Below are 19,097 nucleotides of genomic sequence, written 5' to 3' on the forward strand. Positions count from 1 at the left end.
CTGCTCGGGAACCGTAACTCCCGACCCCTTTCCACTGCCGGGGACCTCCGGGCGGCGGGTGGCCCGATCCGTTGGAAAGCTGTCGTGCGGGCCAGTGGCCGGGGCGGGGCCGGGCCGGGATGCTCGTGGCATGGCTCAGACAACCGAGACCCCCGCCCGTACGCCCGGGAGCGGGCCGGTCCGCGCCCCCCGCGTCCACCGCGCCTGGTTCGTCGCGGCGGTCGCCTTCGTCACGATCATCGGGGCCGCGGCCTTCGCCTCCCTGCCGGGCCTGCTCATCGAGCCGCTGCACGCCGAACTCCACTGGTCGCGCGGCACGATCGGGTTCGCGGTCTCGGTGAACCTCGCCCTCTACGGACTGACCGCCCCCTTCGCCGCCGCGCTCATGGACCGCTTCGGCATCCGCCGGGTCGTCGCCGTCGCCCTCGGCGTCATCGCGCTCGGCGCGCTCCTCACCGTGTGGATGACCGCCGCCTGGCAGCTCGTCCTCTACTGGGGGGTCCTCGTCGGCCTCGGCAGCGGCTCCATGGCCCTCGCCTTCGCCGCGACCGTCACCAACCGCTGGTTCACCGCCCGCCGGGGCCTGGTGACCGGTCTGCTCACCGCCGCCGGGGCCTCGGGCCAGCTGATCTTCCTGCCGCTGCTGTCCTGGCTGGTCGAGCACCACGGCTGGCGGCCCGCCTCGGTGACCGTGGCCCTCGCCGCGCTCGCCGTCGTCCCGTTCGTCTGGCTGCTGCTCCGCGACCACCCGGCGGACGTCGGACTCGCCCCGTACGGCGGGGAGTACGCGGCGAAGCCCGCGCCCGTCACGGGCGCCGCCCGCCGGGCCGTCACCGTCCTGCTCAAGGCGGCCCGCACCGGCCCCTTCTGGCTCCTCGCCGGTTCCTTCGCGATCTGCGGCGCCTCCACGAACGGCCTGGTCCGCACCCACTTCGTGCCCGCCGCCCACGACCACGGCATGCCGATCACGGCGGCGGCCGGACTGCTCGCCGTCATCGGCGTCTTCGACGTCGTCGGCACGGTCGCCTCCGGCTGGTTCACCGACCGCTTCTCCGCCCGCCGCCTCCTCGCGGTCTACTACGCGCTGCGCGGGATCTCGCTCTGCTTCCTGCCGATCCTGCTCGCGCCGTCCGTGCACCCGCCGATGCTGTTCTTCATCGTCTTCTACGGCCTGGACTGGGTGGCCACCGTCCCGCCCACGATGGCCCTGTGCCGCGAGCACTTCGGCGCGGACTCCGCGATCGTCTTCGGCTGGGTCCTCGCCTCCCACCAGGTCGGCGCGGCCGCCGTCGCCTTCGCGGGCGGCCTGGCCCGCGACGTCTTCGGCACCTACGACGTCGTCTGGTACGCCTCGGGCGCGCTGTGCGCGGCGGCGGCCCTGATGGCCCTGGTCATCAGCCGGCCCCGGACGGAGCCGGCGCTCATGGCGGGAGCGTGACGCGCTCCCGGGGCCGGGAGCTTCGGGGGCTCCCCGTCACCTCCGAAGGACTCGGCCCGCGACCGCTCCCGTGGCCGGTTCCTCCTCCACCCAGCCCGGGTCCGCGAGGAGGGCCTGCAACTCGTCGACGAGCCGGGCCGTGTGGAATCCGTCCGCGGCGGCGTGGTGCACCTGGACCGCCAGGGGGAGCAGGGTCCGGCCGTCCCGTTCGGTGTAGCGGCCGAGGGTGAAGATCGGTGCGAGGTGGTCCCAGCCGTTGCCGCCGATGTTGAGGTTGAACCCGGTGAAGGACGCCCAGGGCAGGCTCGACACGTCGAACGTGTCGGCCGGCGGTGCTCCCAGGGGGAAGAAGTCGGTGGCGCGGGCGTGCTCCGCGAGCAGCGGGGCGGCCGCGTCGTGGAACGCGCCGAAGTCGGGGTCGTGGGCGGTCCACACGCACGCGAACGTCTCGCGTTCCCGGTTGAACACCGTGAAGGCGGGGTGCACGACGGGCCGGACGGCCGGCTCGCCCGACGCGGTGAGGCACATCCGGAACTCGTCGTGACGGTTGACGACCGTGGAGAGCGCCCAGATCTGCGCGACGTAGGACTTGCGCCGCGAGCGCCGCAGTGCCGCGGCGAACGCGGTCACGTCCAGCTCCACCGTCATCGCGTACGTGCACGGCACGAGCCGGCGGTAGTGCTCGAAGTGCTGTCGGCGCGGCCACGTGTCGAGGTCGATCGGGGTGGGAACGTCCATCCGCCCATCGTGTCAGCCGTCGGGGCGCGGCCCCACCGGATTGTCGCCACGGGGGATTCAGGCGCGCCCGGTCCTCGCCGCCCGCCGCGCGATCGCCCGCGCGATCTTCTCCGCGTCGATCGCCAGCTCCCGGAACATGCCGCTGATCGGGTTCGTGAAGCCCGTGAAGTACAGGCCCGGGGCCTCGCGGGGGCAGCGGGCCCCGTGGACGACCGGGCGGCCCCGCTCGTCGAGGACGCCCAGGCCGCCCACCAGGGGTTCCAGGGCGCGGCGGTAGCCGGTCGCGGCGATCACCGCGTCCGGGGCGATCCGGGTGCCGTCCGCGAGGAGCACCTCACCGCCCTCGAAGCCCTCGACGGCCGCGACGACCTCGACCTTCCCGGACCGCACGGCCTCGACCAGGCCCACGTCCTGCACCGGGATCGCCCCCTGCCGCTGGCGGGTGGCGAGACCGGTGTCCGGCCGGGGCAGCCCGTACGCCGTGAGGTCGGGCGCGGCGACGCGGGCCAGCACCGCCCCCAGCCGGTCGACCACCGGCACCGGCAGCCGCCGCACCAGGATGCCGGTGCGCTGCGCCGGCCACCCGGCCGTCGTGCGCCGCACGATGTGCGGGACCGTCCGCACCGCGAGCCGCACCCGCTTCGCGCCGCCCCCGGCGAGGTCGGCCGCGATCTCGGCGCCGGTGTTCCCGGCGCCCACGACCAGGACGTCCTTCCCGGCGTACGGCTCCGGGGCGCGGTACGCGCGCGCGTGGCTCAGCTCGCCCTCGTACGCGTCCAGGCCGGGCCACTCGGGCAGGCTCGGGGTGTGGTTGTGACCGGTGGCCACGACCACCGCGCTGCCGACGAGCCGGCGTCCGCCGGTCGCGTGCAGGACCCAGTCGTCGCCGGACCGCTCGACGCCGAAGACCTCGACGCCCGTCACGACCTCCAGCTCGTGCTTCTCCGCGTACTTCTCCAGGTAGCGGACGACGTCGGCGCGGGCGACCCAGCGGCCGAACGAGCGGGGCATCTTCAGACCCGGGAGCGCGGAGAGCCGCCGGGTGGTGTGCAGCCGCAGCCGGTCGTAGTGGGCGCGCCAGGACGCGCCGACGGCGTCGGACTTCTCCAGGACGACCGCCCGGACGCCCCGCCCGCGCAGGGCGGCGGCGACCGCGAGCCCGCCGGGGCCGCCGCCGATGACGTAGACGGGGTGGGCGGGGTGGACGGGCGGTTCATGGGGGGTGGTGACCATGAATGCTGAGCGTAATGACGTGTACACGTAGTGGGTCTCGACCGGGAGGGGGTTCGGTTGCGAATCGATTACGCGCCCGCCCGGCCGGGGGCTACAGCGCCCCGATGTTCCGCCAGACCTGGCTGCCCTGCGCTCCGCCGCAGGTGTAGGTCATCGCCATCGACCCGGCCGTCAGGCACAGCCCGTCGCCCGTGTTCTTGATGGTCCGCCCGGCGGAGGTCGAGGAGAGGACCTTCCAGGACTGGGTGGAGGAGCCGTCGCAGGGATTGGTGGTGAGCCCCATGCCTCCCGTGGGCTGGAGGCAGCGCCCGCTCGTCCGGTTGACGAGCCGGAACGTGCCGTTCGACCCCGACCGGTAGGTCCATGAGTACCAGTAGGGGGCGCCGTTCGGGTTCCTGGAGCCGCAGGCGGCGGCCGTGATGATGTGACCGAACCCTGCGTCGTACTCCGCCAGGCAGTTCCCGCTCGTCCCGTTCTCCAGGGAGTACGTCCCCGAGGGCGCCGCGGGAGGGGCGGGCTTCTGGGTCGTCGGTTGTGGGGCGGGGGGACGGGTCGTCGTCGTGCCGCCGGTGGAGGCGGACCCGCCATCCCCGGAGGCCGAGCCGGACCCGGACCCGGGCCCCGACCCCGAGCCGGAGACGGAACCAGACCCGGACCCCGACGCCGAGCCTCACGTGGACCCCGATCCCGGCCCGGAATCCGACCCCGACCCACCCGGCAGTGCGCCGCCACCACCCGCACCCGCACCCGCACCGTCCCCCGGCGGCGGCGGAACCGCCCCCTGCGGCTGCTGTGCGGACGGTGCCCCGGAGGGCGGCGCGGACGGCGGCTTCGGCGCCGGGGGGAGCGGGGACGTGGAGGACGGCCCGGCCGGCGAGGGGATCGCCGCGGGCTGCGAGGCCACGGCGGACGGCGGCGCGGAGTCCTGCGGGGCCGCGCCGAGGCGCCCGACCTCGTACGGCCCGAGGGCGACGGTCAGGGTGGTGCCGGTGGCCACGACGACGGGCACGGCGAGCATGACGAAACGGTTCCGCCGCCGCTCCGGCTTCCCCGGACCACCGGCGGCGGTCACGGCGAGCGGGTCCGGCGGGGCCGTGGCGGGCTCCTTCCCGGCCTGCGGGGTGAGCGAGGCCGTCGGTACGTCCCGGGAGGGCTCGGCGGCCTCCAGCTCCGCGAGCTGCCCGGCCGTGGGCGCCCCGGCCGCGAAGGCCGCCCGCTCCCCGATCCGCGCGGCGACGGCGTCCGGCCACGCGGCCCCCGCGGCCCCTTCCTCCGTCAGGTCCACCAGCTCGGCGGCGGTCGGCCGGTCCGCCGGATCCTTCGAAAGACACTTCCGTACGAGCTCCGCGAGCGCGGGGTCGGCCTCGGCCAGGCCCCCGAAGTCGGGTGCGCCGTGGACCACCCGGTAGAGCAGACCGGGGCCGGAACCGTCGCCGAACGGGGGCCGCCCGTTCGCCGCGTACAGCACGAGGCTGCCGAGCCCGAAGACATCGGCGGCGCCGGTCAGGACCGGGTCCGCGACGGCCTGTTCGGGGGCCATGTAGGCGGGGGTGCCGATGACCATGCCGGTCCTGGTCAGCCGGCTCTGGTCGGCGGCGCGGGCGACGCCGAAGTCGATGAGGGAGAGCCCGTCGCCGGTGAGCATCACGTTGGACGGTTTGAGGTCCCGGTGGACCATGTCGGCGCCGTGCACGACCCGGAGGCCCGTCGCCGCGTCCCGGAGGAGTCGCCACAGGGCGCCGCCGGACAGGGGGCCGCCGTTGAGCCGGACGGCCTCGTTGAGGGTGATGCCGGGGATGAACTCGGTGGCGAACCACGGCGGTTTCGAGGTGTGGTCGCTCGCGAGCAGCCGGGTGTTGGCCCCGGCGGGCAGCCGGGCCAGGTTGTCCAGCTCGTGCCCGAAGTGGCTCAGGAAGTCGGCGTCCTCGGCGAGGATCGGCAGGACCCGTTTCACGGCGGCGAACTTCCCCGGCACGGCACCGAGATAGACCCGGCCCATGCCCCCGGACCCGAGCACCCCGAGCAGCCTGAACGCCCCGATCCTCCGTGGATCCTCCGCGTCCAGCGGCATGGCCCCGCTGCCGCTCAGACCGTCCGGGCTGGAATTCTTGTTCGGCTCCCCCTGCATGGGCGTCACCCTAGCCGAGCGGTCCACCACCCAGGAGTCCTCCAACTGACGCTTGCTGCAATGCAGTTGAAAGAACGATGGGGGAACGACGAAATCCCTGGTGGGGGCCGGGTCAAACCGGCGCGTCGGAGCGCTCGGCGGTGACGAGGAAGGCGGTGGCGGCCCGGGGCCCTTCACCGGCGGGCAGCTCCTCCACCCGTATCCCGGTGAACCCGGCCCCGCCCAGGACCTCGGTCCACACGTGCTCCCGCAACACCCACCGGCGCAGGGCGGCGCTCTCGCCGTCCGGGGCCCTCGCCATTCGGGTGGCGGAGATTGAGACAGATCCGTGCGCCGGCAGGCCGGGTGGACGCGCTTCACGACGCGTCTTGAACGTGGGCGCCGAATCGATTCTCTGATCGCCGAGGCAATGATCGAGACGCATTGAGGCGTTCTTCGACCTCTCCGAGGACAGCAACGGAAACCCCTCTTGCCGGTTCTTTGTCCGAATGGCTTCGTTCAATCAGTTCGCGTTCCGGTGTGAGGAATCGCGGCTCTGCCCGGTGGGGAGGCCTCGGCGCGAGACATCACTTCTTGCCGTCGACACGGAGGACCCCCCATGAGCACCCCCGCTCCCGCCCTCACCTCCCTGGCCACCAACCGCGCGCCGGACGACACCCTTCTGGTCTGGGACGAGACCCGCTGGGAGGCCGCTGTCAGCACCTGGACCGATCTGCCCGGCGCCACCGTCGACCTGCAGATCGGGCAGGGTGCCGCTTCGTACGGCGCGATCTTCGTGGCGACGTTCAGCGCCGAGGCCCTCGCCTCGCATCCCGACGCGAACGCGGTCGTCAACGCGACCGTGTTCTTCGGTGACGACCCGGCCCTGCCGGTCAGTTCCAACCACCGCTTCGTGACGGCCCGCGGCAATCCGGAGTGGTCCTCCCACACCATGATCCGTGTCGCCGAGTTCCAGCCCGCCTTCCCCGCCCGGGACGTCACCGCCCGTGTGAAGGTGAAGGCCTCGTCCGGCGCGACGGCGGGCTTCCAGAACTGGGTTCTGAAGATCGACCGGTACAACCTCTGAGCAGGCCTCGAGTCCCCGACCGGCGACGCGGTGGCTCGGAAGCCGCCCGCGTCCGCCCGGTCTTCGGCTTTCCGGGAATGGAACAGACCTCGTACGGCGGGGGCGGGTGAAGGGACGGGCATGAGCACTACCCAGGCGGAGTCCGCGGACGTCGGGCAGTCCGCTTCCGCGATCAGCACGATCGCGGGAACCGGGTCCGGTGGATTCGAGGGAGACGGTGGGCCGGCCGTTTCGGCCCGGTTGAACTACCCGTACGCGATCGCGGTGGACGGCAGTGGCACCCTGTACGTCTCCGATCACGGCAACCACCGGATCCGGAAGGTCACGGCCGAGGGGACGATCACCACGATCGCGGGCACCGGGAGCGCGGGCTACAAGGGTGACGGCGTTCCCGCGACCTCTGCGCAGCTGAACTGGCCGCGGAGCGTGGCGGTGGACGGCGCGGGCACCGTGTACGTCGCCGATTCCAGCAATCACCGGGTCCGCGGGATCACGGCGGACGGGACGATCAGCACGGTCGCCGGCACGGGCAGGGCGGGCTTCGGCGGTGACGGCGGCCCCGCCGCCTCCGCCCAGTTGAACAACCCGTTCGGGCTGGCGGTGGACGGCGACGGCACCCTCTACGTGGCCGAGTTCAATGGTCACCGGGTCCGGAGGATCACGGCCGACGGGAAGATCAGCACGGTCGCGGGAACCGGGACCGCGGGATCCAAGGGAGACGGAGGGCCTGCGGTCTCGGCCCAGCTGAACCGCCCGCAGGCCCTGGCCGTGGACGGTGAGGGCGTCCTCTACGTCGCCGACAGCGGCAACCACCGGATCCGGAAGGTCACAGCCGACGGAACGATCACCACGGTCGCGGGCACCGGCACCGCGGGCTTCGGGGGTGACGACGAGCAGGCGACCTCGGCTTCGCTGAACTCCCCGCTGGGAGTGACGGTGGACGACCGGGGCGTCCTCTACGTCGCCGACAGCGGCAACCACCGGATCCGGAAGGTCACGGCGGACGGGACGATCAGCACGGTCGCCGGGACCGGCACCGCGGGTTTCGGCGGTGACGGCGAGCAGGCGACCTCGGCTTCGCTGAACAACCCGGTGGGGCTCGCCGTGGACCGTGCCGGCGCCCTTCACATCGCCGACCACGTCAACCACCGGATCCGCAAGGTCGCGGCGGCGAGAACGGCCGGGCTGCCCGAGTCGGGCACGGTGGCCTGCTGGGCCAACGTCCGCAGCAGGCTGCGGATGGGCGTCTTCCGCGAGTCCCTCAAGGACGGGGCCGAGATCCGCCTGTCCCTCGCCACGCCCCGGAGCCACCAGCAATGGCGGCTGATCGAGGTGGGCCAGGACGGCCCCGACGTCCTGTACCGGATGGAGAACGTGCGCAGCGGCAAGGTCCTGGAGGTCACCGACGCGCGAAAGACGGCCGGAGCGGTGGTCGCCCAGCGCGCCTACGAGGGCGACGACGCGCACCACCAGAAATGGAAACTGATCCCGGTGGGCCCGGTGACCGACGTCCCGCAGGTGTTCGAGATCGCCAACCACCACAGCGGCCTGCTGCTGCAGGTCGACACCACCGCCCGCACGGAGGTCAGACAACACGGAACGGAAGGCGACCACCGCAGCCGGCAGTGGCAGCTACTGCCCGTGTAGGCGAAGGCATTTCACGGCGCGGGTGCCCGGCCCTCCAGGCACCCGCACAACTCCGACCAGGCCGTGATCGTCCCGGGCATCACCCCCGCCGTCGGGGCTCCCCTCCCGCAGTCGCCCGAACGACCCCGGACGGTGCCGGTGCGGGCGGGCGGCATGAGCGGCGTACCCGGGTACGGACAGGAACCCGTTCCGCATCGAACACGCGAGCCGTGCAAGCCGCTCCCGCCGATCGTCGGCCCCCGGCTCTCCGGGTCCGAGGTCAGGCCCCCAGAGCCGCCAGGACGTGCGGGGCCGCCTCCGCCAGGGTCGGGAAGTGGCGGTGGGCCTCCGGGTGCGGGGCCGGGACGTTGACCGTCCAGACCGTCATCCCGGCGTCGAGCCCCGCCCGTACGCCCGAGGGCGCGTCCTCGATCACCAGGCACTCCGCCGGGTCCGCGCCCAGCTTCCCGGCGGCGGTGAGGTACGGGACGGGCGACGGCTTCCCCTCCGCCACCGAGGCCGCGTCCACGATCAGCCCCGGCAGCGGGAGGCCGGTCCGCCCGAACCGGCCCCGCACCCGGTGCTCGTAGTTCGACGTCACCAGCGCCCACCGGTCCGCCGGGAGCGCGCCCAGCAGCCCGGCGGCCCCGTCGAAGGCCGTGTACGCCCCCGTCCGCACGTCCTCGTCCTCCAAGGCGTGCAGGAGCGCGAGGCACGCGGCCGGGTCCTCGGCCGGTACGACCGCCGCGAACGTCTCGACGGGACGGGTGCGCAGCGCGACCGCGTACACCTCGTCCCCGTCGAGCCCGTACCGCCCGGCCCACTCGTGCCAGACGCGGCGCTGGTTGGCGGCGGCGTCCACGAGGGTGCCGTCGACGTCGAAGAGTACGAACTTCTTCCTGGTCACACGGCGGAGACTACGTCCACGAACGCCGCCCAGGCAGCGGGGTCCACGGCGAGCTGCGGGCCGTGCGGGACCTTGGAGTCACGGACGTGGACGGTGGTGGGGTGGGCGGCGACCTCTACGCAGTTGCCGCCTTCGGGGCCGCTGTAGCTGGACTTGCGCCAGTCGTAGGCGATCTCGATGCACTCGCCGCCCTCGGAGCTGCTGTAGCTGCTCTTGAACCAGGCCAGTTCCGTGGTGTTCATCGTTCTCCCAGCAGTTTCTCGATCCAGTCCAGGGACTCGCGAGGTGTGAGTGCCTGCGCCCGGATGATCCCATAGCGCTCGGTGTACGCGCGTACCTCTTCCGGGTCGGTGATCAGCCGGGAGTGCCCGTAGATCTCGGTGTACGCGACCTCCCGCCGACCCTTCGCGGTGATCAGGGTGAAGGCGCCGTCCAGGTAGGGGTGTTCGTTCTTGTCCTGCGGCATGATCTGGAGCTCGATCGTGCGCCGCCGGGCCACTTCGAGGATGCGCAGCAACTGCTCGCGGTGTACTTCCGGGCCGCCGAATGGGCGGAGGAGGACGGCCGCCTCCAGGACGAAGCTGATCGTCGGGGCGGGCCACTGGTCGAGCAGTACCTGCCGCGAGATCCGGTCCGCCACCCGCTTCACGATCGTGTCCTCGTCCAGCATGGGGCGGCGGTGCTCGAAGAGCGAGCGCGCGTACGCGGGTGTCTGGAGAACGCCCGGTACCGCCTGCACGGCGTAGTAGTGCAGCGCGACCGCCTTCGCCTCCTCGTGCGCGAAGTCCCGGAACCAGTCCGGGTGTCGTACCCGCGCCTTCGCCAGCGCCGCCCGCACGTCGTCCGCCGCCGCGGCAAGCGCCCCGCCCGCCTTCACCAGCGGGTCCACCCGTACCAGGAAGTCCGGCTGCGGAGTCCGTACGCCCCGTTCCACCGAGGAGATCAGGTCCTCGCTGCAATGTGCCAGATCGGACAGTTCCGCCTGGCTCAGGCCCGCGTTGCGGCGCAGGACCTTCAGGATCTTGCCCAGCGCCTGGAAGAGGTGCGCCGTACCGTCCACCTCGGAGGGCCGTTCCGGCCTCTCCTCCTCGTTCCCCGACATCCGTACCGCCTTCTTGGCGTGCCCGTACCGTTACTCAGCGTCGTCGCGTCGCTGCTGGTCAGCGTAGGGGCGGCGGGCCACGCTCGGGGCATGAAGTCAGAAACCACCACCCCGACCGGTGAGTTCGTGCTCCGTCTCTCCGCCACGCGCCGGGGCGCGCGCCTGGCGCGTCTGCTGGGCGTGCAGCAGCTGCGGGAATGGGAGGTCACCGGGGCCGGGGCCGAGGCCGCCGAACTGGTCCTCGCCGAGCTGGCCAACAACGCGGCCCTCCACGGGCGGGTGCCCGGGAGGGACTTCGAGGTGCGGATGGAGCGGGGCGAGGGGCACGTACGGATCGAGTTGTCCGACGCGCGCGGCGAGCGGCGGCCGTTACCGTCCGCGACGCCCGACGAGGGTGGTTACGGGCTGCTGCTCGTCGCCGCCCTCGCCACGGCGTGGGGCGTGAAGGAGCGGGAGGTCGGCAAGACGGTCTGGGCGACCGTGCCGCTGACCTCCCGCTGACCCCTCGGAGGGCGGTTCGTGATCGAGGGCTTCGCAGACGTCCCGGGCCCTTAGCGGTCCGGTCGCGTCGTCGAGGACACCGAGGACGCGGGGGTGGTCCGGGTGCTCGGGCGGGGCCGGCGGGACGGCCGGGAGCCGGCCGGCGAGGCTGGTGAGGGTCTTCCGGGTGATCGCGAGGTGTTCGAGGTGGGTCTCCGCCTCCCGCGAAGCACCGGCGGAAGGTGCCTCGTCCCTGTGACGGAAGCCGCTGGTGGCGGAGCGCCTTTCGTGGTTCGTCCGGACCTCCCGCCGGGGTCGCTGCCCGATCGCGGGAAGCGAGCGCCTCGCCCCCTTTGATCACGCCGGTGTGCCCAGGTGCATGATGTGCCTCGATATAGGGGGGACGCATGACGCAGACCACGCCGCCGAAATGGGGGCCGACACCGCCGGGGGCCCCTGGGAATCCGGGTGTGCCGCCGCGGGGGTTCATGCCCGTGCGGCCTCCGGACGGCGGGAACGCCGCGGTGTTCACCGTCGGGGCGGTGGCGATCGGGGCCGAGACCGTGATCGCCGGACTGGTCGTCGTCCTGTACAGCTTGCAGTCCGAGTCCCACGGAGGCGAAGGCGGCCTGGCACGGCTGTTCGGCGGCATATTCGCGCTCGTGCTGCTGGCGGTCGTTTCGATGATCGCGGGGCTGGCCGGTTCGGCGACGGCGGTGCTTCCCCTCGTCCTCCTCGGGCGTGCGACGGCCCGCCGCACGGGGCGGCGTGACGGCTGGCGGCTCACCCTGGCCACTGTGGCGGTCGTCGCCGCCGTCCTGGCGCTGCTCATCGGCTCCTGCATGCTCCTGGCCGACTTCGGCGGCCCCGGTGACCTGCTCGTTTACCCCGTCCTTGCCCTCGGTCTCATCGTCGGGCTGGCACCCGCGACCCTGTGCGCCCGGGCGGCGGGGAACCCCGGAAGGCCCGGGGCCCGATGGCGGGTGCTCGGGGGCGTGGCGCTGGGCGGGCTGGGGCTGTTCGCGGTGACGCTCGCGGTCGGGGTCGCGGCGTACGGCTCGGGGATCCTCAAGATCTACGAACCGCCCCGGCTCACCGAAGCCGGCATGGTCGGCACCTGGACGGACGGCGACGGCGGAAGCCTCCGCTTCCAGGCGGACGGCACGGTGACGGCGAAGGGCGTCAAAAAGCACGAGGCCACGGGTGAGCAGTCCGGTGCCTCCGACTGCACCGGGAAATGGCAGCTGACCGAGAACGACGGTGTCGGCCGGCCGTTCGAGCTCGGCATCGCGGACTGCGGGAGCCTGTCCTCCGGCTGGGACATCGGCGGTACGGAGGAACACCCGACGGTCTTCACCTGGATCGGCGAGCCGGACGCGGGTGGGCGGTACGTCCTCACGCGGCAGCGGTAAGCCGTCCGGTACCGAGGTCTCGGGCCCGGCCGGGTGCAGGCGCGCGGTCGTGCCGCCCTCGATCCGTGGCCTCCACCGCCACACGGGTCCCGGCCGACCGCCCGAAGCCATGACGGTCGGGCCGGCCGTCGCCGGTGACGTCGCCGGCGCCGACGAGCCGGCTGAAACCGCCCCGGCCGCCGCCCACCCCGACGCGGGCCACGAAGGGGGTGTTCGCGCTGTCGAGGCTCCGGCAGGACCGGAGCGCGCCCGAGTCGTCGGTGGCGAGGAGGCCGGATCGCCCGTCGCCCCCGAGGCCCTCCGCCCCCGGTTCCCTAACCGCGCTCCACCACGCCCCGCACGTACGCCGCCTGCCCCGCGTGCTGGAGGTCGTCCGCGATCACCGACACCAGCCGGACGCCCAGGGTGACCGGCGGGTCCCAGGCGGTGTCGACGACCCGCTCCAGGTCCGCGTCCTTCACCGCCCCGACCAGCTCGGCGGTCCGGTCGTGCACGGCGTCGTGATACCCGAGGAGCAGCTCCGCCGGGACCCGCACCCGGCCCGTCTGCGCGGGCGTCTGGCCGTACCCGGTCGCGTCCTCGGGGAAGGGCAGCCCGAAACGGTCCGCCCAGCCCTCGGCGGTCCACAGCTGCTCCGTACCGAAGGCGCCCGCCAGGTGGTCGTCCTGGATGCGGGTGAGGTGCCAGACGAGCCAGGCGATCGAGTTGGCGTCCGGGTCGATCCGGGCGGCCAGCTCGTCCTCCGTGAGGCCCTCCACGGCCCCGTGGACGGCCTCACGGACCCGGCCGAACGAGTCGACCAGCAGACCGGCGCTGTTCATGCGGACTCCTTCACTTCGGGGACTCGGGGGGCAGAGGCTCAGGAACGGCGTTCCGCCCGCCACCGCTCCACCCTCGCCTCCACGTCGAAGGGCTTCAGGTTCAGCGGCGGACCGGCCGGCGGGCGCAGCAGGGCCTCGGCGATCTTCGAGTTGATCTCGCCGAGGATCCGGCGGACCCGGCTCTCGGAGACGGCCGCGGCCACCGCCGCCTCCGCGTCCTCGGCCTCCTTGCGCAGCGCGAGCGCGGGCGGCAGCACGGACGCGCCCTCGCGGTGCATCTTCCCCTTGATCCACCACAGCTCGTCGTACGGCGCCGAGTCGTCGGGGAGGGGCTTCCCGAAGCCCGGCAGGCTCCGGAACTCGCCCCGTTCCGCGGCCTCGCGGATCTGCTTGTCCACGAACGACTCGAAGCTCACTCCCGGCGGCTTGCGTTCGGTCATGTGTCCAGACTACGTAACCGGCCCGCTCCGGGTGTGGTCGTCGCGGTCTACTGCGCCGCGCGGTCTTCCGGCACGCTGAGGTCCGTTCCACGCGCGTCGACCCCTGCCCCGCCACGCCCCACCGCCCCGCCACCCCACGCAACCGGAGGACGCATGCGTGCACGGATCACCCCGCTCGGCACCCTGCTCGCGCTCGTCGCGGGCCTGCTCACCGCGCTCGTCACCACGACCCCCGCCCAGGCCGCGCCGCTCTTCAAGGCGCCCTTCCCCTGCGGCCAGAAGTGGACCTACAGCCACCACTCGGCCGAGGTCCGCCAGGCCCTCGACTTCGTCCGCTCCGACGGCGGCGCCACCGCCGGGACCCCGGTCCTCGCCTCGGCGTCCGGCACCGCCTACCGCTACTCCCAGCCGTCCGGCGCCGGGAACTACGTCGTGATCGAGCACGGCGGCGGCTGGAAGACGTACTACTTCCACCTCAACGCCTACTCGGTCGCCCACGGCGCCGCCGTCTCCCAGGGCCAGCAGATCGGCACCACCGGCTCCACCGGCAACAGCTCCGGCGCGCACATCCACTACGAGCAGCTCTACAACGGCGTCGGCCAGCCGATCACGATCAACGGCGCCTCCCTCGCGCCCTACCCCGGCTCCTACGGCTCCAGGCACCTGACCAGCGACAACGGCTGCTCCGGCGGGGGCGGGAAGTACTGGGTCGACACCTTCGCCAACGCCACCGGCTACGCCCAGGCCAACACGAACGACGCCCAGGGCGTGCTGAACGCCGGCACGAACTACGTCTACTGCAAGGTCTGGGGCCAGGAGATCCGCGACGCCTCCGGCAACTACAACCACTGGTGGCTGCGGACCGACCTCGACACGGTGTACGCCGGGAAGAACGGCCGGGGCGCCCACGTCTCCGCCTACTACCTGTCCCGCTGGGGCAACGACGAGGCCCGCGACAACAACGGGGCCGTGATCCCCACCTGCTGACCCGACCGGCCCGCTCCGGGCCCGGAAAGGGCAGGAGCCCCGCTCGTGCCGTGAGGCACGGAGCGGGGCTCCTTGGGTACTGCTCTCAGTTGTGCGCGTTAGCCGACCCGGGCAACTTAGGCCGGGGTGACGTTCTCCGCCTGCGGACCCTTCGGGCCCTGCGTGACGTCGAACTGCACGACCTGGTTCTCCTCGAGCGAACGGAAGCCGTTCGCGTTGATCGCGGAGTAGTGGACGAAGACATCCGGGCCGCCGCCGTCCTGGGCGATGAAGCCGAAGCCCTTTTCAGCGTTGAACCACTTGACGGTTCCGGTAGCCATAAGCCCTCCTTGGGCCAAAGGGTTGCCCTGCTCCAGAACCTGCAAACAAGTCTGAAAACTACAAAAGCCTGCGGGTCACATGCTCCGCAGGCTCTGTACTGCAAGGGAAACCAAACTGCAACTTGCGCTGAGCGTAGCACGCAGAAGGCTCGGGAGGGTAGAGGGAAAGATCACGTCACCCGAGTGTTTGAACGTCTCTTCCGCGCTGACGCGTGTGCCCCGGCGATGCCCGGTCCGTGAGACGGGTCTAGCCTCACGATGTGGACAAAGCAACCGACGACCAGCGCAGCCGGCCCCGCGTCGGGCACATCCAGTTCCTGAACTGCCTCCCCCTCTACTGGGGCCTGGCGCGCACGGGGACGCTCCTGGACCTGGAGCTGACCAAGGACACCCCGGAGAAGCTCAGCGAGCGGCTCGTCCGGGGCGACCTGGACATCGGGCCCGTCACCCTCGTCGAGTTCCTCCGCCACGCCGACGACCTGGTCGCCCTCCCGGACATCGCCGTCGGCTGCGACGGACCCGTGATGTCCTGCGTGATCGTGTCGCAGCGGCCCCTGGAGGAACTGGACGGCGCGCGCGTCGCGCTCGGCTCCACCTCCCGCACCTCCGTGCGTCTCGCCCAGCTGCTCCTGGCCGAGCGGTACGGCGTGTCGCCCGACTACTACACCTGCCCGCCGGACCTCGGCCTGATGATGCAGGAGGCCGAGGCCGCCGTCCTCATCGGCGACGCCGCGCTCCGGGCCTCGCTGCACGACGCGCCCCGGCTCGGCCTCCAGGTCCACGACCTGGGCCTGATGTGGAAGGAGTGGACGGGCCTCCCGTTCGTCTTCGCCGTGTGGGCGGTGCGGAAGGACTACCTGGCGCGCGAGCCGGAGACCGTCCACGAGGTCCACCAGGCGTTCCTGGCCTCGCGCGACCTCTCCCTCGAAGAGGTCGCCAAGGTCGCCGAGCAGGCGGCCCGCTGGGAGGCCTTCGACGCCGAACTCCTGGAGCGGTACTTCCGCACCCTCGACTTCCGCTTCGGCCCCGAACAACTCGCGGGCGCCCGCGAGTTCGCCCGCCGCACCGGCCCCACGACCGGCTTTCCGGCGGACGTCGCGGTGGAACTCCTGGAGCCCCCGCGCGGCTGACCGCGCGCGCCGGGGCGAAGGCGGGACGAAGGCGGGGCGAGCCGGGACGGGTCTCCGGGAATCAATTCACACGAATGTAATTCCGGCGCGTCCCCGGCCCCCATTCCGGAGACGCGCGCAAACGGCCGGACGGAATGCGGACGCCCGAAAGGGGAAGACGGTTTCCCGTCCGTTCACCCGCCGGACCGACGGGGGACCCGGGCGGGTTCTCGGACGGGATCTCCGGTGTTCGCGTATTCGCCGGAATGACCCGGTCGCTCCCCGACGGAGGCGGCCCGGACCCCTGGCGTACGCTGGTTCGGTCTGTCAGTACCCCTCCGAAAGGGACGAAACCGGTGACCGAGAAGGCCGAACTGCAGTCCGTCCTGGACCGCGCCGCCGCGGGCGGCCGGATCACCCCCGAGGAGGCGCTCGACCTCTACCGCTCGGCGCCCCTGCACGCCCTCGGCGCCGCCGCCGACGCCGTGCGCCGCCGCCGGTACGCGGGGACCGAGCACATCGCGACGTACATCATCGAGCGGAACATCAACTACACGAACGTCTGCGTGACGGCGTGCCGGTTCTGCGCCTTCTACGCCGCGCCGAAGGACACCGAGAAGGGCTGGACCCGGGACCTCGACGACATCCTGCGCCGCTGCGCGGAGACCGTGGAGCTCGGCGGCACCCAGATCATGTTCCAGGGCGGCCACCACCCGGACTACGGCGTCGAGTACTACGAGAAGCACTTCGCCGCGATCAAGGCCGCTTTCCCGCAGCTGGTCATCCACTCCCTCGGCGCCTCCGAGATCGAGCACATGGCCCGCATCTCCGGCGTCCCCGTCGAGGAGGCGATCGGCCGCATCCACGCCGCCGGACTCGACTCCTTCGCCGGCGCCGGCGCCGAGCTGCTCCCCGAGCGCCCCCGCAAGGCCATCGCGCCCCTGAAGGAGTCCGGCGAGCGCTGGCTGGAGATCATGGAGATCGCCCACGGCCTGGGCGTGGAGTCCACCTCCACCATGCTCATGGGCACCGGCGAGACCAACGCCGAGCGCATCGAGCACCTGCGCATGATCCGCGACACGCAGGACCGGACCGGCGGCTTCCGGGCCTTCATCCCGTACACGTACCAGCCCGAGAACAACCACCTCAAGGGCCGCACGCAGGCCACGCTCTTCGAGTACCTGCGCATGATCGCCATCGCCCGGCTGTTCCTCGACAACGTCGCCCACATCCAGGGCTCCTGGCTGACCACGGGCAAGGAGGTCGGCCAGCTCTCCCTGCACTACGGCGCCGACGACCTCGGCTCGATCATGCTGGAGGAGAACGTCGTCTCCTCCGCCGGCGCCAAGCACCGCTCCAACCGCCTGGAGATCATCGACCTGATCCGCAAGGCCGGCCGGGTCCCGGCGCAGCGCTCCACCACGTACGAGCACCTGGTCGTCCACGACGACCCGGCGAACGACCCGGTGGACGAGCGCGTCGCCTCCCACATCTCGTCCATCGCGATCGAGGGCGGTACGGCCCACCCGGAGCTGAAGCTCCTCGACGCGAACTGAACGGGGAGACGCGGTGCTGACCATCCACGTCGCCGAGGCGACGCCCGGGAGCGCCGTCCTGGTCGACGGCGGCCTCGTCGCGGCCGTCGGCCCGTACGAGGACCTGGCCGCCGTCCGTCCCGAAGCGCGGGTGCGGCGGTGGCCCGGCATCCTCACGCCGGGCCTGCTCAACCCGTACGGACCCGAGCTGCTCGAAGGCATGTACCACCCCGACCCCCGGGAAGCCGAGGGGTTCGGCACCGAGCCGATCACGGGGGAGCGGGCGCAGCGGATCTTCCGGGCCGACCCCGCGCGGCGGGGCGCCTCCGCGCGCCGGGGCGTGCAGCGGCTCCTGGCGCACGGGACGGTCGCCGTCGCCGGTGAGCTGCGCGGCCGGGCCGCCGTGGACGCCGTGCGCCGGGCCGGTCTCGCCGTCGGCCGCCGCCCCGAGCGGCTGCCCGGCCCGCCGTCCTTCTCCCCGGTCCCGCTGGTGCTCCTGCCCGCCCCGGTCCCGGGCGGCCCCGCCCGCTTCGCCGTCTTCGACGTCCCCGACCGGGCGTCCCTGGTCCGCCTCGGCGCGTCGACCTGCGTCGCCACCGTCCTCGGCGGCCGCTTGGTCCACCGGGCGCGCTGACCCGTCCCGGAGACGGATCCGGCGGTCTACCCCGGGGAGACGCGACCCCCGGGGAGCGGCGGCTCCTGGGGCTCCATCGGCCGCGCGTCCGCCTCCCGCACCAGCTCCAGGAAGCGCGGGTCCCGGGTGACGACGATCAGATCGGTCGCCCTCACCGGTGCCTCCTTCCTCCCGTCGTACACGCTGAGCGTGACCTGGCTCCTGCGGTACAGGAGTCCACGCCGTCATGGCGTGTGTTCGACCGTCCTTGAGCGCTCCCGGTCCGAAAAGGCTGAAGGGAGCTTCGGGAAATCCCCGCCCCGGGCCCGTACGGCAGGCCCGCTCCGGGCGGCCGGGCCCGGCCTGCCAGAATGGGTGGATCCGTCCGCACCCGATCTTGCGAGGCCGAACTCCGGTGACCCGAGCATCCCTGGACAAGCAGCCGCACGAAGTCGCCTCGATGTTCGACGACGTGGCGGCCAACTACGACCTGACCAACGACGTGCTCTCGCTCGGCCAGGACCGCCGCTGGCGCAAGGAGGTCGCGAAGGCGGTCGACGCCCGCCCGGCGCAGAAGGTCCTCGACCTCGCCGCCGGCACGGCCACCTCCTCGCAGCCCTTCGCGCGCGCGGGCGCGTACGTCGTCCCGTGCGACTTCTCCCTCGGGATGCTGCGGGTCGGCAAGAAGAACCACCCGTGGATGCCGTTCACGGCGGGCGACGGCACGAAGCTGCCCTTCCGGGACGACGTGTTCGACGCCGTCACCATCTCCTTCGGGCTGCGGAACATCCAGGACACCGAGCAGGCGCTGCGCGAGCTGTACCGGGTGACGAAGCCCGGCGGCCGGGTCGTCATCTGCGAGTTCTCGCACCCCACCTGGGCGCCCTTCCGCACGGTGTACGAGGAGTACCTGATGCGCGCGCTGCCGCCGGTGGCCCGCGCGGTCTCCTCCAACCCCGACGCGTACGTGTACCTGGCCGAGTCCATCCGGTCCTGGCCGGACCAGCCGACCCTGGCGGGCCTGCTCCGGAAGGCCGGCTGGTCGAAGGTCGCCTGGCGGAACCTGTCGGGCGGCATCGTCGCCCTCCACCGGGGCTTCAAGCCGTAAACCCGCGCCGCCCTCCACCGGGGCCTCGGGCAGT

General features: G+C 72.6%; 22 protein-coding genes. 10 read left to right on the forward strand and 12 right to left on the reverse strand.

Translation table 11 applies throughout. The features are described 5' to 3' along the window. Positions 1-130: 130 nt before the first annotated feature. On the forward strand, positions 131-1,438 hold the full coding sequence (locus ACFY7E_RS01250; protein WP_389479425.1) for an MFS transporter: 1,308 nt from the start codon (positions 131-133) through the stop codon (positions 1,436-1,438). A 36-nt stretch (positions 1,439-1,474) separates the two neighbouring features. Here the strand turns inward: ACFY7E_RS01250 and ACFY7E_RS01255 are convergent, their stop codons facing one another. The 5 genes from ACFY7E_RS01255 to ACFY7E_RS01275 all read right to left on the reverse strand — a co-directional run bounded on the left by ACFY7E_RS01255 (position 1,475) and on the right by ACFY7E_RS01275 (position 5,838). Further along, positions 1,475-2,176 carry a chloramphenicol acetyltransferase gene (locus tag ACFY7E_RS01255; protein ID WP_389479428.1) on the reverse strand — a complete coding sequence of 234 codons (702 nt, stop codon included), beginning with the start codon at positions 2,174-2,176 and terminating at the stop codon, positions 1,475-1,477. Between the two features lie 57 nt (positions 2,177-2,233). Further along, the gene (locus ACFY7E_RS01260) at positions 2,234-3,409 is read right to left on the reverse strand and encodes a flavin-containing monooxygenase (protein ID WP_389479431.1); all 1,176 of its coding nucleotides are present in this window, start codon (positions 3,407-3,409) and stop codon (positions 2,234-2,236) included. Positions 3,410-3,500: 91 nt separating this feature from the next. After that, a complete protein-coding gene (locus tag ACFY7E_RS01265; protein WP_389480995.1) occupies positions 3,501-3,890 on the reverse strand; it encodes an RICIN domain-containing protein in 390 nt (129 codons plus the stop codon). 189 nt (positions 3,891-4,079) lie between these two features. Beyond that, entirely contained in the window at positions 4,080-5,537 is a 1,458-nt protein-coding gene (locus ACFY7E_RS01270; RefSeq protein WP_389479434.1) for a protein kinase, read from the reverse strand. Positions 5,538-5,649: 112 nt separating this feature from the next. Continuing rightward, entirely contained in the window at positions 5,650-5,838 is a 189-nt protein-coding gene (locus ACFY7E_RS01275; RefSeq protein WP_389479437.1) for a hypothetical protein, read from the reverse strand. A gap of 297 nt (positions 5,839-6,135) precedes the next feature. On the opposite strand from ACFY7E_RS01275, the gene ACFY7E_RS01280 reads away from it, so the two are divergent. Together ACFY7E_RS01280 and ACFY7E_RS01285 are read left to right on the forward strand one after the other, a co-directional pair. Continuing rightward, entirely contained in the window at positions 6,136-6,603 is a 468-nt protein-coding gene (locus tag ACFY7E_RS01280) for a hypothetical protein (RefSeq protein ID WP_389479439.1), read from the forward strand. A 120-nt stretch (positions 6,604-6,723) separates the two neighbouring features. Further along, positions 6,724-8,250 (forward strand): RICIN domain-containing protein, encoded by a 1,527-nt coding sequence (locus ACFY7E_RS01285; RefSeq protein WP_389479442.1) that lies wholly within the window; start codon positions 6,724-6,726, stop codon positions 8,248-8,250. A gap of 259 nt (positions 8,251-8,509) precedes the next feature. Here the strand turns inward: ACFY7E_RS01285 and ACFY7E_RS01290 are convergent, their stop codons facing one another. The 3 genes from ACFY7E_RS01290 to ACFY7E_RS01300 are packed head-to-tail and all read right to left on the reverse strand — an operon-like array spanning position 8,510 to position 10,238. Further along, on the reverse strand, positions 8,510-9,136 hold the full coding sequence (locus ACFY7E_RS01290; protein ID WP_389479444.1) for an HAD family hydrolase: 627 nt from the start codon (positions 9,134-9,136) through the stop codon (positions 8,510-8,512). Beyond that, entirely contained in the window at positions 9,133-9,378 is a 246-nt protein-coding gene (locus tag ACFY7E_RS01295; RefSeq protein ID WP_389479447.1) for a DUF397 domain-containing protein, read from the reverse strand. The genes ACFY7E_RS01290 and ACFY7E_RS01295 overlap by 4 nt, the downstream gene beginning before the upstream one ends. Beyond that, positions 9,375-10,238: a helix-turn-helix domain-containing protein gene (locus tag ACFY7E_RS01300; RefSeq protein ID WP_389479450.1), complete on the reverse strand. Its 864-nt coding sequence runs from the start codon at positions 10,236-10,238 to the stop codon at positions 9,375-9,377. Before ACFY7E_RS01300 ends, ACFY7E_RS01295 begins: the two co-directional genes overlap by 4 nt. 90 nt (positions 10,239-10,328) lie before the next feature. Between ACFY7E_RS01300 and ACFY7E_RS01305 the strand changes: the two genes are divergently transcribed. Both ACFY7E_RS01305 and ACFY7E_RS01310 read left to right on the forward strand, forming a co-directional pair. After that, the gene (locus ACFY7E_RS01305) at positions 10,329-10,739 is read left to right on the forward strand and encodes an ATP-binding protein (RefSeq protein WP_389479453.1); all 411 of its coding nucleotides are present in this window, start codon (positions 10,329-10,331) and stop codon (positions 10,737-10,739) included. Positions 10,740-11,242: 503 nt separating this feature from the next. Further along, entirely contained in the window at positions 11,243-12,130 is an 888-nt protein-coding gene (locus tag ACFY7E_RS01310) for a hypothetical protein (RefSeq protein WP_389479456.1), read from the forward strand. A gap of 314 nt (positions 12,131-12,444) precedes the next feature. Here the strand turns inward: ACFY7E_RS01310 and ACFY7E_RS01315 are convergent, their stop codons facing one another. Then, complete coding sequence (locus ACFY7E_RS01315; RefSeq protein WP_389479459.1) at positions 12,445-12,951, reverse strand: DUF664 domain-containing protein; 507 nt, start codon at positions 12,949-12,951, stop codon at positions 12,445-12,447. Positions 12,952-12,989: 38 nt separating this feature from the next. Next, complete coding sequence (locus tag ACFY7E_RS01320; protein WP_389479462.1) at positions 12,990-13,391, reverse strand: DUF1992 domain-containing protein; 402 nt, start codon at positions 13,389-13,391, stop codon at positions 12,990-12,992. A 153-nt stretch (positions 13,392-13,544) separates the two neighbouring features. On the opposite strand from ACFY7E_RS01320, the gene ACFY7E_RS01325 reads away from it, so the two are divergent. Continuing rightward, on the forward strand, positions 13,545-14,378 hold the full coding sequence (locus ACFY7E_RS01325; protein WP_383434485.1) for a M23 family metallopeptidase: 834 nt from the start codon (positions 13,545-13,547) through the stop codon (positions 14,376-14,378). A gap of 116 nt (positions 14,379-14,494) precedes the next feature. Here the strand turns inward: ACFY7E_RS01325 and ACFY7E_RS01330 are convergent, their stop codons facing one another. Further along, complete coding sequence (locus ACFY7E_RS01330) at positions 14,495-14,698, reverse strand: cold-shock protein (protein ID WP_125658861.1); 204 nt, start codon at positions 14,696-14,698, stop codon at positions 14,495-14,497. Between the two features lie 260 nt (positions 14,699-14,958). Between ACFY7E_RS01330 and ACFY7E_RS01335 the strand changes: the two genes are divergently transcribed. The 3 genes from ACFY7E_RS01335 to ACFY7E_RS01345 all read left to right on the forward strand — a co-directional run bounded on the left by ACFY7E_RS01335 (position 14,959) and on the right by ACFY7E_RS01345 (position 17,976). Beyond that, positions 14,959-15,828 carry a menaquinone biosynthetic enzyme MqnA/MqnD family protein gene (locus ACFY7E_RS01335; RefSeq protein WP_383434482.1) on the forward strand — a complete coding sequence of 290 codons (870 nt, stop codon included), beginning with the start codon at positions 14,959-14,961 and terminating at the stop codon, positions 15,826-15,828. Between the two features lie 335 nt (positions 15,829-16,163). Continuing rightward, positions 16,164-17,363 carry a cyclic dehypoxanthinyl futalosine synthase gene (gene mqnC / locus ACFY7E_RS01340; RefSeq protein ID WP_389479467.1) on the forward strand — a complete coding sequence of 400 codons (1,200 nt, stop codon included), beginning with the start codon at positions 16,164-16,166 and terminating at the stop codon, positions 17,361-17,363. A gap of 13 nt (positions 17,364-17,376) precedes the next feature. Continuing rightward, positions 17,377-17,976 carry a hypothetical protein gene (locus ACFY7E_RS01345; RefSeq protein WP_389479470.1) on the forward strand — a complete coding sequence of 200 codons (600 nt, stop codon included), beginning with the start codon at positions 17,377-17,379 and terminating at the stop codon, positions 17,974-17,976. 26 nt (positions 17,977-18,002) lie between these two features. Here the strand turns inward: ACFY7E_RS01345 and ACFY7E_RS01350 are convergent, their stop codons facing one another. Beyond that, complete coding sequence (locus tag ACFY7E_RS01350; RefSeq protein WP_389479473.1) at positions 18,003-18,131, reverse strand: hypothetical protein; 129 nt, start codon at positions 18,129-18,131, stop codon at positions 18,003-18,005. 239 nt (positions 18,132-18,370) lie between these two features. Here ACFY7E_RS01350 and ACFY7E_RS01355 point away from each other — a divergent pair, with 239 nt between their 5' ends. Continuing rightward, complete coding sequence (locus ACFY7E_RS01355; RefSeq protein WP_389479476.1) at positions 18,371-19,063, forward strand: demethylmenaquinone methyltransferase; 693 nt, start codon at positions 18,371-18,373, stop codon at positions 19,061-19,063. The last annotated feature ends 34 nt before the right edge of the window (positions 19,064-19,097 follow it).

It is taken from the genome of Streptomyces sp. NPDC012825 (assembly GCF_042900925.1).
GTDB lineage: Bacteria > Actinomycetota > Actinomycetes > Streptomycetales > Streptomycetaceae > Streptomyces.

Excerpts from the sequence above, each read along its gene's own strand:
- ACFY7E_RS01285 (WP_389479442.1), top strand. The coding sequence starts at position 6,724 with ATGAGCACTACCCAGGCGGAGTCCGCGGACGTCGGGCAGTCCGCTTCC.
- ACFY7E_RS01275 (WP_389479437.1), bottom strand. The coding sequence starts at position 5,838 with ATGGCGAGGGCCCCGGACGGCGAGAGCGCCGCCCTGCGCCGGTGGGTG.
- ACFY7E_RS01295 (WP_389479447.1), bottom strand. The coding sequence starts at position 9,378 with ATGAACACCACGGAACTGGCCTGGTTCAAGAGCAGCTACAGCAGCTCC.
- ACFY7E_RS01300 (WP_389479450.1), bottom strand. The coding sequence starts at position 10,238 with ATGTCGGGGAACGAGGAGGAGAGGCCGGAACGGCCCTCCGAGGTGGAC.
- ACFY7E_RS01270 (WP_389479434.1), bottom strand. The coding sequence starts at position 5,537 with ATGCAGGGGGAGCCGAACAAGAATTCCAGCCCGGACGGTCTGAGCGGC.
- ACFY7E_RS01325 (WP_383434485.1), top strand. The coding sequence starts at position 13,545 with ATGCGTGCACGGATCACCCCGCTCGGCACCCTGCTCGCGCTCGTCGCG.
- ACFY7E_RS01320 (WP_389479462.1), bottom strand. The coding sequence starts at position 13,391 with ATGACCGAACGCAAGCCGCCGGGAGTGAGCTTCGAGTCGTTCGTGGAC.
- ACFY7E_RS01280 (WP_389479439.1), top strand. The coding sequence starts at position 6,136 with ATGAGCACCCCCGCTCCCGCCCTCACCTCCCTGGCCACCAACCGCGCG.
- ACFY7E_RS01250 (WP_389479425.1), top strand. The coding sequence starts at position 131 with ATGGCTCAGACAACCGAGACCCCCGCCCGTACGCCCGGGAGCGGGCCG.
- ACFY7E_RS01260 (WP_389479431.1), bottom strand. The coding sequence starts at position 3,409 with ATGGTCACCACCCCCCATGAACCGCCCGTCCACCCCGCCCACCCCGTC.
- ACFY7E_RS01305 (WP_389479453.1), top strand. The coding sequence starts at position 10,329 with ATGAAGTCAGAAACCACCACCCCGACCGGTGAGTTCGTGCTCCGTCTC.
- ACFY7E_RS01315 (WP_389479459.1), bottom strand. The coding sequence starts at position 12,951 with ATGAACAGCGCCGGTCTGCTGGTCGACTCGTTCGGCCGGGTCCGTGAG.
- ACFY7E_RS01330 (WP_125658861.1), bottom strand. The coding sequence starts at position 14,698 with ATGGCTACCGGAACCGTCAAGTGGTTCAACGCTGAAAAGGGCTTCGGC.
- ACFY7E_RS01255 (WP_389479428.1), bottom strand. The coding sequence starts at position 2,176 with ATGGACGTTCCCACCCCGATCGACCTCGACACGTGGCCGCGCCGACAG.